Annotated in this window: 12 protein-coding genes; 8 read left to right on the forward strand and 4 right to left on the reverse strand. The window is 60.5% G+C overall.

Going from position 1 to position 15,770, the window contains the following annotated elements; translation table 11 throughout:
- The first annotated feature begins 3 nt into the window (after nucleotides 1–3).
- The 3 genes from AC1RMX_RS13545 to AC1RMX_RS13555 all read left to right on the forward strand — a co-directional run bounded on the left by AC1RMX_RS13545 (nucleotide 4) and on the right by AC1RMX_RS13555 (nucleotide 3,685).
- Nucleotides 4–1,284: an HAAAP family serine/threonine permease gene (locus tag AC1RMX_RS13545; RefSeq protein ID WP_096820204.1), complete on the forward strand. Its 1,281-nt coding sequence runs from the start codon at nucleotides 4–6 to the stop codon at nucleotides 1,282–1,284.
- A 135-nt stretch (nucleotides 1,285–1,419) separates the two neighbouring features.
- Nucleotides 1,420–2,037 carry a ParB-like protein gene (locus AC1RMX_RS13550; protein ID WP_192558305.1) on the forward strand — a complete coding sequence of 206 codons (618 nt, stop codon included), beginning with the start codon at nucleotides 1,420–1,422 and terminating at the stop codon, nucleotides 2,035–2,037.
- A complete protein-coding gene (locus AC1RMX_RS13555; RefSeq protein ID WP_493072255.1) occupies nucleotides 2,027–3,685 on the forward strand; it encodes a SulP family inorganic anion transporter in 1,659 nt (552 codons plus the stop codon). Before AC1RMX_RS13550 ends, AC1RMX_RS13555 begins: the two co-directional genes overlap by 11 nt.
- A gap of 67 nt (nucleotides 3,686–3,752) precedes the next feature.
- On the opposite strand, the gene acnB is transcribed toward AC1RMX_RS13555, so the two are convergent.
- Entirely contained in the window at nucleotides 3,753–6,362 is a 2,610-nt protein-coding gene (gene acnB, locus AC1RMX_RS13560; protein ID WP_096820202.1) for a bifunctional aconitate hydratase 2/2-methylisocitrate dehydratase, read from the reverse strand.
- 469 nt (nucleotides 6,363–6,831) lie between these two features.
- On the opposite strand from acnB, the gene AC1RMX_RS13565 reads away from it, so the two are divergent.
- Nucleotides 6,832–7,302, forward strand: coding sequence for a DUF1289 domain-containing protein (locus tag AC1RMX_RS13565; RefSeq protein WP_085711613.1), 471 nt, complete (start codon nucleotides 6,832–6,834; stop codon nucleotides 7,300–7,302).
- A gap of 45 nt (nucleotides 7,303–7,347) precedes the next feature.
- Here AC1RMX_RS13565 and AC1RMX_RS13570 read toward each other — a convergent pair whose 3' ends face one another.
- Entirely contained in the window at nucleotides 7,348–8,211 is an 864-nt protein-coding gene (locus tag AC1RMX_RS13570; RefSeq protein ID WP_096820201.1) for a universal stress protein, read from the reverse strand.
- A gap of 159 nt (nucleotides 8,212–8,370) precedes the next feature.
- Between AC1RMX_RS13570 and AC1RMX_RS13575 the strand changes: the two genes are divergently transcribed.
- The 3 genes from AC1RMX_RS13575 (at nucleotide 8,371) to AC1RMX_RS13585 (ending at nucleotide 11,113) form a co-directional block, all read left to right on the forward strand.
- Nucleotides 8,371–8,979, forward strand: a complete 609-nt coding sequence (locus AC1RMX_RS13575; RefSeq protein ID WP_085610660.1) for a MiaE family protein — start codon at nucleotides 8,371–8,373, stop codon at nucleotides 8,977–8,979.
- Nucleotides 8,980–9,118: 139 nt separating this feature from the next.
- Nucleotides 9,119–9,826 carry a response regulator gene (locus AC1RMX_RS13580; RefSeq protein WP_493072257.1) on the forward strand — a complete coding sequence of 236 codons (708 nt, stop codon included), beginning with the start codon at nucleotides 9,119–9,121 and terminating at the stop codon, nucleotides 9,824–9,826.
- On the forward strand, nucleotides 9,827–11,113 hold the full coding sequence (locus tag AC1RMX_RS13585) for an ATP-binding protein (protein WP_096820199.1): 1,287 nt from the start codon (nucleotides 9,827–9,829) through the stop codon (nucleotides 11,111–11,113). It abuts the gene before it with no gap.
- Nucleotides 11,114–11,147: 34 nt separating this feature from the next.
- Here AC1RMX_RS13585 and AC1RMX_RS13590 read toward each other — a convergent pair whose 3' ends face one another.
- Entirely contained in the window at nucleotides 11,148–12,047 is a 900-nt protein-coding gene (locus tag AC1RMX_RS13590; RefSeq protein ID WP_096820198.1) for a bestrophin family protein, read from the reverse strand.
- Between the two features lie 27 nt (nucleotides 12,048–12,074).
- The gene (moaA, locus tag AC1RMX_RS13595; RefSeq protein ID WP_096820197.1) at nucleotides 12,075–13,073 is read right to left on the reverse strand and encodes a GTP 3',8-cyclase MoaA; all 999 of its coding nucleotides are present in this window, start codon (nucleotides 13,071–13,073) and stop codon (nucleotides 12,075–12,077) included.
- Between the two features lie 356 nt (nucleotides 13,074–13,429).
- On the opposite strand from moaA, the gene AC1RMX_RS13600 reads away from it, so the two are divergent.
- A complete protein-coding gene (locus AC1RMX_RS13600) occupies nucleotides 13,430–15,754 on the forward strand; it encodes an FdhF/YdeP family oxidoreductase (RefSeq protein WP_096820196.1) in 2,325 nt (774 codons plus the stop codon).
- The last annotated feature ends 16 nt before the right edge of the window (nucleotides 15,755–15,770 follow it).

Consider the following 15,770-nt stretch of genomic DNA (forward strand, 5'->3'; position numbering starts at 1 on the left):
CGGATGAATGATCAGGCCAATAGCGTCGAACAACGCTTTGAAGCGGCAGCACCAGCGCAACTGTCGAGCTGGAATCGCCATGACACTACCTGGATGTTGGGACTGTTTGGGACGGCCATCGGCGCCGGTACCCTGTTTTTGCCGATCAACGCAGGTCTGGGTGGCTTCTGGCCGCTGGTGATTCTCGCGCTGCTGGCATTCCCCATGACCTTCTTTGCACACCGCGGCCTGACCCGCTTCGTGCTTTCCGGTCGCGAAGGCGCCGACATCACTGAGGTGGTGGAGCAGCATTTCGGCATCAAGGCCGGTGCGCTGATCACGTTGCTGTACTTCTTCGCGATCTTCCCGATCCTGCTGATCTACAGCGTCGGCCTGACCAACACGGTCGCCAGCTTCCTCGAACACCAACTGCACATCACGCCGCCACCGCGCGCGCTGCTGTCGTTCGTGCTGATCCTCGGCCTGCTGGCTGTGGTGCGCTGCGGCGAACAAGTGATCGTCAAGGCGATGAGTCTGATGGTGTATCCGTTCATCGTTGCGCTGCTGTTCCTCGCCGTGTACCTGATTCCGCACTGGAACGGCGGCATCCTGTCCACCGCTTCGCAGGTGCCGGCGCCGTCGGCGCTGCTGCACACGCTGTGGCTGGCGATTCCGGTGATGGTGTTCTCGTTCAACCACTCACCGATCATCTCGGCGTTTGCGGTGGACCAGAAGCGTCGCTACGGTGTTCACGCTGACGAGCGCAGCTCGCAGATACTGTCCCGCGCCCACCTGCTGATGGTGGTGATGGTGCTGTTCTTCGTCTTCAGTTGCGTGCTGACCCTGTCGCCAGAGCAACTGGCTGAAGCCAAGGCGCAGAACCTGTCGATCCTGTCGTACCTGGCCAACCACTTCAGCAACCCGACCATCGCTTTCGCAGCGCCGTTGATTGCGTTCGTGGCCATCTCCAAGTCGTTCCTCGGTCACTACATCGGTGCCAGCGAAGGTCTGAAAGGCCTGATCGTCAAAAGCGGCAAGCGTCCGGGCGCCAAGGCGCTGGATCGCATCGTTGCGGCGTTCATGCTGGTGGTGTGCTGGATCGTGGCGACCCTGAACCCGAGCATCCTCGGCATGATCGAGACCATCGGTGGTCCGGTCATCGCGGCGATCCTGTTCCTGATGCCGATGTACGCGATTCGCAAAGTGCCGGCAATGGCCCGCTATCGTGGCCAGGCGTCGAACGTGTTTGTCACCGCCGTCGGCCTGGTGGCGATTTCGGCGTTGATCTACTCGCTGACGGCCTGATTCCAGACCAGCAGCACCAAGCGGGGGCGAGCGATTCGCCCCCGTTTTTGCAAGACCTTCCGGTGCCTGATCCAGGGCACACATCCCACGGCATAAACGGCTACGCTTGAAAGGCACTTTTCCCGGAGATGCCTCATGCCCCGTGCCCGACCGCAACTGATCAGCGCCAAACTGGAAAAACTCCATCCCACCCAGCTCACGGTCGGCCTCGCCGAAGTCGCCGACAAGCGTCAGGAATGGAAGAAACTCAAACGCAAGGAGCGGGCGGCAGCGCTGGATAATCACTGGTTCCCCAGTGTGCTCGGGCCTGAAGGCGTCTATTACATCGTCGATCACCACCACTTCGGTCTTGCGCTGATTGAGGAAGAGGTCAAGAAGGCTTCATTGCTGGTGCTCAAGGACCTTTCCTTTGTCGACCCGGTGACGTTCTGGAGCGTGATGAACTTCAACCAGTGGGCGCATCCCTATGATGGTCGCGGTGCCAGGCGCTCCTTCGAAGCGATTCCCAAATCCATAGTCGATCTGCAGGACGATCCTTATCGCAGCCTTGCCGGACGCTTGCGCCGGGCCGGTGGCTACGCCAAGGACGCCACGCCCTACAGCGAATTCCTGTGGGCGGACTTCTTTCGCAGCCGCATCGCCAGCGACCAGATCAACGATCTGAGTCCGAAATTACAGACCAAAGCCATGAACCTGGCGCGCAGCCAGGAGGCTCGGTATCTGCCGGGGTGGGTGGGTCCGATTGTCAACTGAACCCCTGAGCGCTTCCTCCCGACCCGAAGTACAAAGTCGCAGTCAGGATCTGCTGGCCGGGTTGTCGATTGCCGGCCTGTTGCTGCCCGAGGCGGTGGCCTACTCCAGCATTGCCGCGCTGCCACCCCAGGCCGGGGTGATCGCGTTGTTTGCCGGGTTGTTGTGTTACGCGCTGATGGGCACCAGTCGGTTTGCCGTGGTTTCGGCCACCTCATCCTCGGCAGCGGTGCTGGCGGCGGCAACGGCTTCGCTGGCCGGTGGTGATCCGGCATTGCGCCTGAGCCTGGCAGTCGGTCTGGTGTTGATGACCGGCGTGCTGTTTCTTTTGGCGGGACTGTTCAAGCTCGGCAGCGTCACTTCGTTCATCGCCAAACCGGTGTTGCGCGGGTTCGCCCTGGGGTTGGCGGTGACGATCATCCTCAAACAGGTGGCGAGCGTCGTCGATGTTCACCTGACGGACAGCAACCTGATTCGCTTCCTGCCGCAGTTGTTGGAGCAGTGGCCGCAATGGAACCTGGCGGGTGCCGGGGTCGCGCTGGTGGCGTTGCTGTTATTGATGGTCTGTGCGCGTTTTCGCCGGGTGCCGGGCGGTTTGATCGTGGTGGCGTTGGGCATTGCCGCCAGCCAATGGCTGAACCTGCCGGCCCACGGGGTGAAACTGATCGGGGTCATCGATCTGGCGCTGGAGGTGCCACGCCTGCCGAACATGCCGTTTGCCGACTGGCTGCGCCTCGGGGAACTGGCGTTCGCCATGGTGATGATTCTGTATGCCGAGTCTTATGGCTCGATCAGCTCGTTTGCCCTGAAGCACGGCGACAAGGTTTCTTCGAACCGCGATCTGTTGGCTCTAGGCGCGTCCAATCTGTTGTCCGGGCTGTTTTATGGCATGCCGGCCGGAGCGGGGTATTCGGCAACATCGGCCAATGAAGCAGCAGGCGCCACATCGCGATTGGCGGGTATTGTCGCGGCGGCAGTGGTGCTGCTGATCGTGTTGACGGTGCTGCCGTACATCGCCCTGACCCCGGAACCGGTGCTGGCCGCCATCGTGATTCATGCCTTGGGACGGGCTTTGAGCCTGCAACCGCTGGGCCGGTATTTCATCTGGCGCCGTGATCGTTTATTGGTGATCTGCGCCGTGGCGGCGGTGCTGGTGCTGGGCGTGCTCGACGGTTTGCTGTTGGCAGTAGCAATCAGCGTGGTGTTGATGCTCAAGCAGATGTCATCGGCGGATATCCAGGTGCTGGGGCAAATGGGCGGTGGTCACGACTATGTCGACGTGCAGCGCCATCCGGATGCCCGGGAAATCCCCGGCGTGCTGATTGTGCGGCCAAGTGAGGCGCTGTTTTTCGCCAATGTGGAGCGCATTCTCGGCGGTGCGCTGCGCTTGGCCCGTCATGCGCCGGCAGCGGTGCACACGATCATCCTGAGTCTGGAAGAATCGCCGGACCTGGACGGCACCAGCATCGAAGCGCTGGAAGCGTTCTTCCTGCAGGTGCGGGCCGAGGACAAACTGTTGATTCTGGCGCGCCTCAAGCATGAGGCGCAGACCGTGCTGACGCAGTTGCCAGAACTGGAACGCGAGCAGGTGTTGCTGAGCGGTTTGAGTGTGGACGAGGCGGTACAGCAGGCACTCAAGCTCAATGCATGAGTTTCCGGAGGCATAAAAAAACGCCGCACATCTTGCGATGGGCGGCGTTTTTCATTGCGTTGCAGCGTTAGGCTTGAACGACCGGAATGTTGGCGTTCGCAGCAGCTTCACGGAACTCGGCAATCTGGTCGAAGGACAGGTAGCGGTAAACGTCGGCCGCCATGCTGTCGATCTTGCCAGCGTATTCCATGTACTCCTCGACGGTCGGCAGGCGACCCAGGATCGAAGCAACGGACGCCAGCTCGGCCGAAGCCAGGTAGACGTTCGCGCCGTCGCCCAGACGGTTCGGGAAGTTACGGGTCGACGTCGACACCACGGTGCTGTTCGGCTCAACGCGTGCCTGGTTACCCATGCACAGCGAGCAGCCTGGCATTTCCATGCGTGCGCCGGCCTTGCCGTAGATGCCGTAGTAGCCTTCTTCGGTCAGTTGGTGAGCGTCCATCTTGGTCGGCGGCGACAGCCACAGACGAGTTGGCAGCTGACCCTTGACCTGATCCAGCAGTTTACCGGCAGCGCGGAAGTGACCGATGTTGGTCATGCACGAACCGATGAACACTTCGTCGATCTTCTCGCCAGCAACGCTGGACAGCAGACGGGCGTCGTCCGGGTCGTTCGGCGCGCACAGTACAGGCTCGCTGATGTCGGCCAGATCGATTTCGATGATTTCGGCGTATTCGGCGTCGGCATCGGCTTCCATCAGTTCCGGGTTGGCAACCCAGGCTTCCATCGCTTGAGCACGACGTTCCAGAGTACGCGCATCGCCGTAGCCTTCGCCGATCATCCAGCGCAGCAGGGTGATGTTGGAGTTCAGGTACTCGGTGATCGACTCTTTCGACAGCTTGATGGTGCAACCGGCAGCCGAACGTTCGGCCGAAGCGTCGGACAGTTCGAAAGCCTGTTCCAGGGTCAGACCTTCCAGGCCTTCGATTTCCAGGATGCGGCCGGAGAAGGCGTTTTTCTTGCCTTTCTTCTCGACGGTCAGCAGGCCGTTCTGGATAGCGAAGTAAGGAATGGCATGAACCAGGTCACGCAGGGTGATGCCAGGTTTCATTTTGCCTTTGAAGCGCACCAGGATCGATTCCGGCATGTCCAGCGGCATGACGCCGGTGGCAGCGGCGAACGCGACCAGACCGGAACCGGCCGGGAACGAGATGCCCATCGGGAAACGGGTGTGCGAGTCACCACCGGTACCCACGGTGTCTGGCAGCAGCATACGGTTCAGCCACGAGTGGATGATGCCGTCGCCCGGACGCAGGGAAACGCCGCCGCGGGTCATGATGAAGTCAGGCAGGGTGTGGTGGGTGGTCACGTCGATCGGCTTTGGATAAGCCGCGGTGTGGCAGAAGGACTGCATCACCAGATCAGCGGAGAAGCCCAGGCACGCCAGGTCTTTCAGTTCGTCACGGGTCATTGGACCGGTGGTGTCCTGAGAACCTACGGTGGTCATCTTCGGTTCGCAGTAGGTGCCAGGACGAACGCCTTTGCCTTCTGCCAGACCGCAAGCCTTGCCGACCATTTTCTGCGCCAGGGTGAAGCCCTTGGTGCTTTCAGCCGGAGCTTCCGGCTTCTTGAACAGGTCGAACGCAGGCAGACCCAGTTCGGCGCGAGCCTTCTCGGTCAGGCCACGGCCGATGATCAGCGGGATACGGCCGCCGGCGCGGACTTCGTCCAGCAGAACCGGGGTCTTCATTTCGAAGGTGGTGATGACTTCGTCGGTACCATGCTTGCAGACTTTGCCAGCGTGCGGGTACAGGTCGATCACGTCGCCCATGTTCATGTTCGATACGTCGAACTCGATTGGCAGTGCGCCGGCATCTTCCATGGTGTTGTAGAAGATCGGAGCGATTTTGCTGCCGAAGCAGAAACCGCCGCCGCGCTTGTTCGGCACGTAAGGGATGTCGTCGCCGAAGAACCACAGAACCGAGTTGGTCGCGGATTTACGCGAGGAACCGGTACCGACCACGTCACCGACGTAGGCGATCGGGAAGCCTTCGCCGCGCATGGTTTCGATCTGCTTCATCGGGCCGGTCTTGCCTTGCTCGTCCGGAACGATGCCGTCACGGGCCATTTTCAGCATGGCCAGGGCGTGCAGCGGGATGTCTGGACGCGACCAGGCGTCTGGAGCAGGGGACAGGTCGTCGGTGTTGGTTTCGCCGGTCACCTTAAAGACGCGCAGGCTGATCTTGTCGGCCAGCACAGGGCGCTTCTTGAACCACTCACCGTCAGCCCAGGATTGCAGCACGGCCTTGGCGTGAACGTTGCCGTTCTTGGCTTTTTCAGCCACGTCGTGGAAGGCATCGAACATCAGCAGGGTGTGCTTGAGTTCTTCGGCAGCCACTGGCGCCAGCTCGGCGTTGTCCAGCAGGTCTACCAGGGTCACGATGTTGTAGCCGCCCTGCATGGTGCCGAGCAGTTCTACAGCGCGCTTCTTGTCCAGCAGAGGGGAGGAGACTTCGCCCTTGGCCAGTGCAGAGAGGAAGCCGGCCTTGACGTAGGCGGCTTCGTCCACTCCTGGTGGAACGCGATTGGTGATCAGGTCAACGAGGAAAGCTTCTTCGCCAGCCGGAGGATTCTTCAGCAGCTCGACCAGGCCTGCAGTTTGTTCGGCGTTAAGCGGCTGGGGAACGATACCCAGGGCTGCACGCTCTTCGATATGTTTGCGGTAGGCTTCAAGCACAGTTATTACCCTCATCAGTGGTCCCAAATGGGTGTCCGGGACGCTCATCCCGAAATTGCCGTACTCATGCTCCTCACGACGTTGTGGGTCGTTCGGCCAGAATTACCGGCAATTCCTTACAGAAGCTGCTTTCAAAGTTTTACGCCTGCAGAACGGGGAGCTGATGAGGGTTGGCGTATGGCTTTTCCCCGCTGGAAAAACCTTACGCCAACACCGCTCTGAAGGAACGACTGTGCTCGTGACGCTTTGAAAACAGCTTCTAACGGACATTGGCGCCTAAAAAGGCTGGCTGATTCTACGGCAAAAAAAATTTAAAGGTAAGTCGCGCTCTATTGGACTTTGGTTGCGTTGTGCACGGGTGGGGCAAACCTTGATCCAGCACTTGTCCCTGACGTTTGAGGGGTGATGAATGCCGGACAAAGGGCTAACATGCCGACCTGTTCCGCGTTTCAAGTGTTTTGCCCATTCTATGCCCAATCAGACCATCAAGACCCCCTGCGTCGGCCTCTGCTCCACTGTTTACGGTGATCTGGTGTGCCGTGGCTGCAAGCGTTTCCACCACGAAGTGATCCACTGGAACGGTTACAACGAGGAAGAAAAGCGCGCAGTGTGGTTGCGTCTTGAGCAATTGCTGTCACAAGTGATGGCCAGCAAGGTCGAGGTCTTCGACCCGGCGCGGCTGCGTCAGCAACTGGAACAGCGCAAGATCCGCTTCGTGCCGCATCAGTCGGAATATTGCTGGGCCTATCAGCTGATTGCCCGGGGCGCGCGGGTGATCATTAATCTGGAAGCCTACGGGATGGTGCTGCTGCCGGAGTTTCGCGACTGGAACCTGCCGGAACTGCGCGATGCCATTGATCGGGAATTTTTCCTGCTGTCGGAAGCGCACTATCAGCGCTACATCGCGCCCGGTTTTCTGAAGGATGCGCTGGGCGAGTGAGCATTACCTGTGGCGAACACGCTCGCCACAGGATGACAACAATGCTTAATGTTTCACCGCCAACTCCACCAGATGGTCTTCAACCTCCTGCGGCTTGAGCACCAGCACATCACTCTCCAGCGCATCCAGCACCACTTCGGCGGTATTGCCGATCAGCGCCCCTGACAACCCGGTGCGCGCCACGGTGCCAATCACTGTCACGGCCGCCTGCAGCTTGTGCGCCATAAATGGAATCAGCACATCCGCCGGGCCTTCCTCGACATGCAAGTGCTCGTCGTCGACATCGAATTCAGCCTGAAACGCCCGGCATTGCTCGCGATAGCGCGCCTCGATGGTTTCCTTGAGCTGGAAGGTCGGGTCCGCCGCCGACAGCATCGGTGACGGATGGGCGGTAATGACGTGCAGATGCCCCTTGGCCAGGCTCGCAATGTCATAGCCGTGATCGATGAGGGTGGTGTGCAGGTGGCGGTGCTCGCCATCGGCATTGCCCACATCGACCGCCACCAGAATCACTCGGTCTTTCCAGGAGGCCGAGGTCTTCACCAGCAGCACCGGGGTCGGGCAGTGGCGCAGCAGTTTCCAGTCCGCCGGGGTCAGCAGGGCCTTTTTCAGCGAGCTGTCGGGGAAATGCTGTTTGATCACCAACCCGCAGCCTTCGGCTTGCTGCACATCGATGATGGTTTCGTGCAGGCTCTCGTTCCACGCCTGTTCGGTGGTGACGCTATAGCCGTCCGCCAGCAGCGCGGCCTTGAGCACGCTGAGCATGCCGGCGTGATCGTGCTTCTTGTCGCAGACCAGCAGGTGCAGATGGGCCTGGGTCACCCCGGCGATCAGCTTGGCGCGCTTGAGCGCCAGGCTTTCCGCGTGTTCGGGTTCGATGACCACCAGAATGCTGCGAATGGCTTGCATGAGTGAGTCTCCAGCAATGAAAAGGCACGGCGTTGCACAACTATAGTTGCTGCTCATCCGTCTGCGACTTGATGCATATCAACGCGGGCGGCTGGTGGTCTGCGGGCAGGCCGGTATAATCGGCGCCCTTCGCTCGAACACCTTTTGACCGTGAGCCCCATGATCCTTCCCGAAATCCACGAATTCCTTGGTTGCCGCACGCCTGACGCTTGGGTCCAGGCCGCGCTGGCCGATCAGGAAACCCTGCTGATCGACCACAAGAACTGCGAGTTCAAGGCCGCCAGCACCGCGTTGAGCCTGATCGCCAAGTACCATTCCCACGTCGATCTGATCAACATGATGTCGCGTCTGGCCCGGGAAGAACTGGTTCACCACGAACAGGTCATGCGCATCATGAAACGGCGCAAGATCGAACTGCGCCAGCTGCACGCCGGCCGTTATGCCTCGAGCCTGCGCAAAGTGGTGCGCAGCCACGAGCCGGTGAAACTGGTCGACACCCTGGTGGTCGGCGCCTTCATCGAAGCGCGCAGTTGCGAGCGGTTCGAAGCACTGGTGCCGCATCTGGACGAAGAACTCGGCAAGTTCTACTTCGGCCTGCTGAAAAGCGAGGCCCGGCATTTCCAGGGTTACCTGAAACTGGCCTACCAGTACGGTGACGCCAAGGACATTGCCCAGGTGATCGAGAAAGTCCGCGCCGCCGAGCAGGACCTGATCGAGTCGCCGGACGAGGAATTCCGTTTCCACAGCGGCGTGCCCGTCGCGGCATGAATTGTTAAAAACTCTTAAGAGTATGAAACATCAACGAAAACCGGCCCAAGTGGCCGGTTTTTGCTGCCTGCGATAAACGTCTGGCCTGCGAATGCCGCCATAATGGCGCCCACTTCACTGAGGGTTGGCGACGGTTGTTATGGATAACCTGGGTTTTGGCAGAGTCCTGCTGGTGGAAGACGATGAGCGTCTGGCTGCGTTGATCGCGCACTTTCTCGAACAACACGGCTACGAGGTACGCACGGTGCATCGCGGCGATCTGGCCGTGGCCGCGTTTCTCGAATTCAAGCCCAAAGTCGTGGTGCTCGACCTGATGCTGCCGGGGCAAAGCGGCCTGCACGTGTGCCGGGAAATCCGCAGCGTGTCGGACACGCCGATTGTCATCTTGACCGCCAAGGAAGATGACCTCGACCATATTCTGGGCCTGGAGTCCGGGGCCGATGACTACGTGATCAAACCGATCAAGCCGCCGGTCCTGCTGGCACGCCTGCGTGCCCTGCAACGTCGGCAAGTGCCGGACAGCGGCGTGGTCAGCTCGCTGGAGTTCGGCAAACTGATCATCGATCGCAGTTGCCGCGAAGTGCGTCTGGCGGGCGAGTTGATCGAGCTGACCACCATGGAATTCGAACTGCTGTGGCTGCTGGCCAGTGCCGCCGGCAATATCCTGTCGCGCGATGACATTCTCAATCGCATGCGCGGCATCGCTTTCGATGGCCTCAATCGCAGCGTCGATGTGTACATCAGCAAGCTGCGCAACAAACTCAAGGACAATCCCCGCGAACCGGTGTGCATCAAGACCGTGTGGGGCAAGGGCTATCTGTTCAATCCGTTCGCGTGGGAGCTGTAGATGCTGCGGTTATTTCTGGGACTGTTTCTGGTGATGACAGTCGGGCTGGTGGCGGCGCTGCAAACCGTCGAACACACCTTCAACGCGTTGCTCGACAACCAGATGCAGGCCTACAACCGCGAGGCGGTGCGGGGCCAGGCCTGGTCGCTGATCGAGCACATGCGCGACCAGCAAGGAGCGGCGCGCGAGGCGCAACTGGAGGCGTTGCGTCCGCATTACGGGCTGACGTTGAACCTGATCGAGTCCGATCAACTGGCCCTGACGCCCGAGGAAAAGGCTGAACTGGCGCAGAACCTGTTGGTGATTCGCGACAACTACACCCAGTTCATCAGCAACATCGACGGCGGTTCGCAGGTGCTCAGCATCAAATTGCCGCCCGAGCCGAGCCTGATGCCGTTCTACATCGCAGCGGCCTATCTGATGCTGGCGGTGCTGCTTGGCATCGTCTTGTACTTCTGGGTCCGTCCGCACTGGCGCGATCTGGAAAAACTGCGACTGGCCGCCGAGCGATTCGGCGACAACGACCTCTCGTCGCGCATACAGCTCTCCAAACGCTCGAACATTCGCGATCTGGCCGAACACTTCAACCTGATGGCGGCGCGCATCGAAGGCCTGATCGCCAATCAGCGCGAACTGACCAACGCCGTGTCTCATGAACTGCGCACGCCGATTGCCCGGCTGTCGTTCGAACTCGACCAGCTCAAGCAACAACCGGACGCCAGTCAGAACCGCGAACTGATCGCCGACATGTACGCCGACCTTGGCGAGCTGGAAGAGATGGTCTCCGAGCTGCTGACCTACGCCAGCCTCGAACGCGGCGCGACGGTCATCACCCGCGAAAATATTCAGGCCGCCAACTGGCTCGACAGTGTGGTGGGCAGCGTCGCCCTGGAAGCCGAGGCCGCCGGGGTGCAATTGCTGATCGGCGAATGCCGGGTCGAAGAAGTGCGGATCGAGCCGCGTTTCATGGCGCGGGCGGTGATCAATCTGCTGCGCAATGCCATTCGTTATGCCGAGCAGCGGGTCGAGGTGTCGCTGGTGCGCATCGGCGATCAATACGAAGTGCAGGTCAATGACGACGGGCCGGGTGTACCGCTGGCAGGTCGGGAGAAGATTTTCGAACCGTTCTCGCGCCTGGACGCCAGCCGCGACCGCCGTACGGGTGGTTTTGGTCTCGGATTGGCATTGGTGCGGCGAGTGTCGCAATCCCATGGCGGCCGGGTTGAGGTTGGCGATTCACCGTGGGGCGGGGCGTCGTTCCGCATGACCTGGGCACATCTGGATTGATTGAATTTCCTCCCCCGAAGGGGGAGGTGTCGGATCAACTCAGCACGTAGTCCACCGGTTTCAACGCCGGTGGCAACGGCTCGGTGCCCAGCTCCGAGAGAATATCCCGCTCGATGCCACGCACCAGCGCATCGGTTGGCAGGTCGTTTTCATCCCGGCCGAACGGGTCTTCCAGTTCATCGGCAATCGCATCCAGACCGAAAAAGGTGTAGCTGACAATCGCCGTGAACAGCGGCGTCAGCCAGCCCAGCGGTTCGGCCATGGCGAACGGCAGCAGGATGCAGAACAGGTAGATCGTGCGGTGCAGCAGCAGGGTGTAAGGGAAGGGCAGCGGCGTGTTCTTGATACGCTCGCACACCGCTTGCGCCTGGGTCAGGCTGGTCAGGTGATTGGCCAGCAGCATGTAGCGCCATTCACTGAGATCGCCTGCCTCATGCAGATCGGAACATTGCTGGCCGACGGTTTGCAAAATGCGCCCGCTGTAGTCCGGCACCTGTGCATCGTGTTGTGGCGTGATCCATTCGGCGCTGGCGGCGGCTTCGTTTTCCCGGCGCAACCGCGCGTTCAGGGCATGGGCAAAACCGCAGAGATTCAGCAGCAACAGCCGACGCTGCGCCGACTCGCGGATGACGTGGGTTTCGCGGATCACCGAACGTACATGCACGATCACCTCACCCCAGGCCTTGCGCGCTTCGTACCAGCGGTCGTAGCAGGCGTTGTTGCGAAAATTCATGAAGATCGACAGTGACAGACCGAGCAAGGTGAACGGCGTGGCGTTGACCTTGGTGAAGTTGCTCGGATGGAGCATTTCCACCAGCACGATGGCCGACGCCAGCAACGTGACCATCAGGGTGCGCAGGGCGATGCGCTTGGCAATCGAACCCTTGAGGGTAAACAGGACGGCGAACTGGTTGATCTTGGGCCGGATGATCATGCTTTTTTGCCTTGAAAACGTGGCGGTTCAGCCGCCGGTCATGTTCATGAAACGCACCACTTGCACGTCGTCGTTCACTTCAAAGTTGTGCCGGTAAGGCTTGAGCTTCATCGCTTCGATGATCGCTTTCTCCAACCGCTCCGGTTGACCCGGATGGGCGCGCAGCACCGCTTTCAAATCCACCGAATGCTCGTTCCCCAGACACAGTAGCAAACGCCCCTCGACGGTTAGCCGCACCCGGTTGCAGGTGCCGCAGAAGTTGTGGCTGTGGGGCGAAATGAACCCCAGCCGAATGTGCGGCGCTTCTGCCAGCCGCCAGTAGCGCGACGGGCCCTGGGTCGACTCGGCGGAATCGATCAGGGTGTAGCGTTCGGCGATCTTTTCGCGCACCTGGGTGCTGGAAAAGAACGACTCGGCGCGACTGTGTTCGCTGATGATGCCCAGCGGCATTTCCTCGATAAAGGAAATGTCCAGATCCCGCTCGATGGCGAACTGCACCAGGTCGTTGATCTCGTGATCATTGCGGCCCTGCATCACCACGCAGTTGAGTTTAGTGCGGGTAAATCCGGCCTCGCGGGCGGCATCGATGCCGTTGATCACTTGTGCCAGGTCGCCGGTGCGGGTCATTTGTTTGAAAAGCACAGGGTCAAGGCTGTCGAGGCTGACGTTGAGGCGCTTGACCCCGGCGTCGAACAGCGGGCTGGCGAGTTTGCCGAGCTGCGAGCCGTTGGTGGTCAGGCACAACTCGCGCAGGCCGGGCAGGGCAGCAATTTGCTTGCACAACCCGACGACGCCGGGACGAATCAGCGGCTCACCGCCGGTCAGGCGGATCTTGCGGGTGCCCAGCGCAACGAAGCTCTGCGCCAGTTGATAGATCTCCTCCAGCGTCAGCACCCGTTGGCGCGGCAGGAACTGCATGTCTTCTGCCATGCAATACACGCAGCGAAAGTCGCAGCGGTCGGTGACCGACATGCGCAGGTAGTCGACGCGGCGGTTGTAACCATCGATCAAGACGCGCTCTGACATGACAGCCTCGCTTGGGTGAAATCCGCTATTGAAGGGATTGGGTCGGCGCAGGTTATGAGCAACTTCGAACTGCGTCCAATCACTCTTAATGACCGGCCGATTGATGCTGTCGATGATGAAATAATTATTCCGGTTTTTGCGCTTCTTAGTTTTGCAAGTGCCCGTATTTAAAGGGTTTAACGCCGTGATAGATGATTTCGATAACGCAGTCATTAATAGCGATTAGACAAGTTTTTGCAGCGGTTCATATCCTTGGCCCCGTCAAACGAAACGACCGCTTTTGAACTTGAAAGTCAGTCGTCGCTGTTTAAATCCGATCAGGTTTTTGCCTGTGTGCATCGTCATGGAGAAGTCCCATGTCACAAGTCGACCGTTACAAACCCTACAAGGGCGCCGCTGCGGGTTGGGGCGCTGTGATCAGCCTCACCAAGAACTGGCTGGGCAGTGAAAATGCCCTGAAAAACATCCGCGCCATGCTCAAGACCAACCAGAACGGCGGCTTCGACTGCCCCGGTTGCGCCTGGGGTGAAGCACCCGGCGCGAGCATGCTGAAGTTCTGCGAGAACGGCGCCAAAGCGGTGAACTGGGAAGCCACCGGCCGCTTGGTCGATCCGGCATTCTTCAACAAGTACACGGTGTCGACGCTGGCCGAGCAAAGCGATTACTGGCTCGAATACCAGGGCCGGATCACCCATCCGATGCGTTACGACGCCCGGGTCGATCGCTATGTCGAGACCACCTGGGACGAGGCGTTTGCGCTGATCGCCAAGCACCTCAAAGGCCTGAAATCGCCCCACGAGGCCGAGTTCTACACCTCGGGGCGTGCCAGCAACGAAGCGGCGTTTCTCTATCAGTTGTTCGTCCGCGCCTACGGCACCAACAACTTCCCGGACTGCTCGAACATGTGCCACGAAGCCAGTGCGGTGAGCATGGGCGAGACCCTGGGCGTCGGCAAAGGCACCGTGGTCTATGAAGACCTGCACCACGCCGACGCGATTTTCGTCATCGGCCAGAACCCCGGCACCAACCACCCGCGCATGCTCGAACCGTTGCGTGAAGCGGTGAAGCGTGGCGCGCAGGTGGTGTGCATCAACCCGCTCAAGGAGCGTGGGCTGGAGCGTTTCCAGAACCCGCAAAACCCGATCGAGATGCTCAGCAACGGCTGGGAAGCGACCAACACCGCGTACTTCCGTCCAGCCTTGGGTGGCGACATGGCGATGATCCGCGGCATGGTCAAGTTCCTGCTGCAATGGGAGCGTGAGGCCCAAGCCACGGGCGGCGAACCGGTGTTCGATCACGCGTTCATTGCCGAGCACACGTCGGGCTTGGACAGCTATCTGGCCGAAGTCGATGCCACGAGCTGGGAGCACATCGTCGAACAGTCCGGCGTGCCGCTGCATGACATCGAACTGGCCGCGCGCATGTATGCCCGCGCCAAGAGCGTGATCATGTGCTGGGCCATGGGCCTGACCCAACACGTGCACTCGGTGCCGACCCTGCAGGAAGTCATCAACCTGCAACTGCTGCGCGGCAACGTTGGCCGTCCGGGTGCCGGGCTGTCGCCGGTGCGTGGCCACAGCAACGTGCAGGGAGACCGCACGATGGGCATCAACGAACTGGCGCCGAAAGAGCTGATGGATGCCCTGGAAAAGCGCTTCAACTTCAAGGTGCCGCGCATGCACGGCCACAACACGGTCATGGCGATTGGTGCCATGGAACGTGGCGAAGCCAAGGTGTTTATCGGTCTGGGCGGCAACTTCGCCCAAGCCACGCCGGACACCCCGCGCACCCACGAAGCGATGCGCAAACTCGACCTGACCGTGCACATCTCGACCAAGCTCAACCGCAGCCATTTGGTGACAGGGCGTGACGCGCTGATCCTACCATGCCTCGGTCGTACCGACATCGACGTGCAGGCCGAAGGTCCGCAAGGCGTGACCGTGGAAGACACCTTCAGCATGGTGCACTTGTCGTTCGGTCAGTTGAAGCCGAAGTCGGCGCATCTGAAATCCGAGCCGGCGATCATTGCCGGGATCGCCGCCGCGACCCTGGGCAAACACCCGATCGACTGGGAATGGGCGGTGGGCGATTACGGGCGCATCCGCAACCTGATCGCCGACGTGATTCCGGGCTTCGAGAATTTCAACGAGAAGCTGCTGATCCCGGGTGGGTTCCACCTCGGCAACGACGCCTCCGACCGTGTCTGGAACACCGAATCCGGTAAAGCCCAGTTCACCCCGTGCGTGCTGCCGGAGCATCTGATCAGCGAAGGTGTGCGTAACCTGCCGGTTAAACCGCATCTGATCCTGCAAACCATGCGTTCCCACGATCAGTACAACACCACGCTGTACGGCCTCGACGACCGTTATCGCGGGGTTTACGGCATGCGCGACGTGGTGTTCGCCAACGAGCAGGATATCCGCCGGCTCGGTTTCGAACCGGGGCAGAAGGTCGATCTGGTGGCGCTGTGGGGCGACGAGCGCGAGCGTCGGGTCAGCGGTTTCACCCTGATCGCCTACGACATTCCAGCGGGGCAAGCCGCTGCGTACTACCCGGAAACCAATCCGCTGGTGCCGCTGGAAAGCTACGGTGATCGCACCTATACGCCGACCTCCAAGTTCGTGGCGATCCGCCTCGAAGCGGCCGAGGCGAGCAACCTGATCCCGTCGTCGGTGGCCTGACCGACTCACGCGATCC

The sequence above is a fragment of the Pseudomonas sp. GW822-FHT03F04 genome (genome assembly GCF_058801405.1).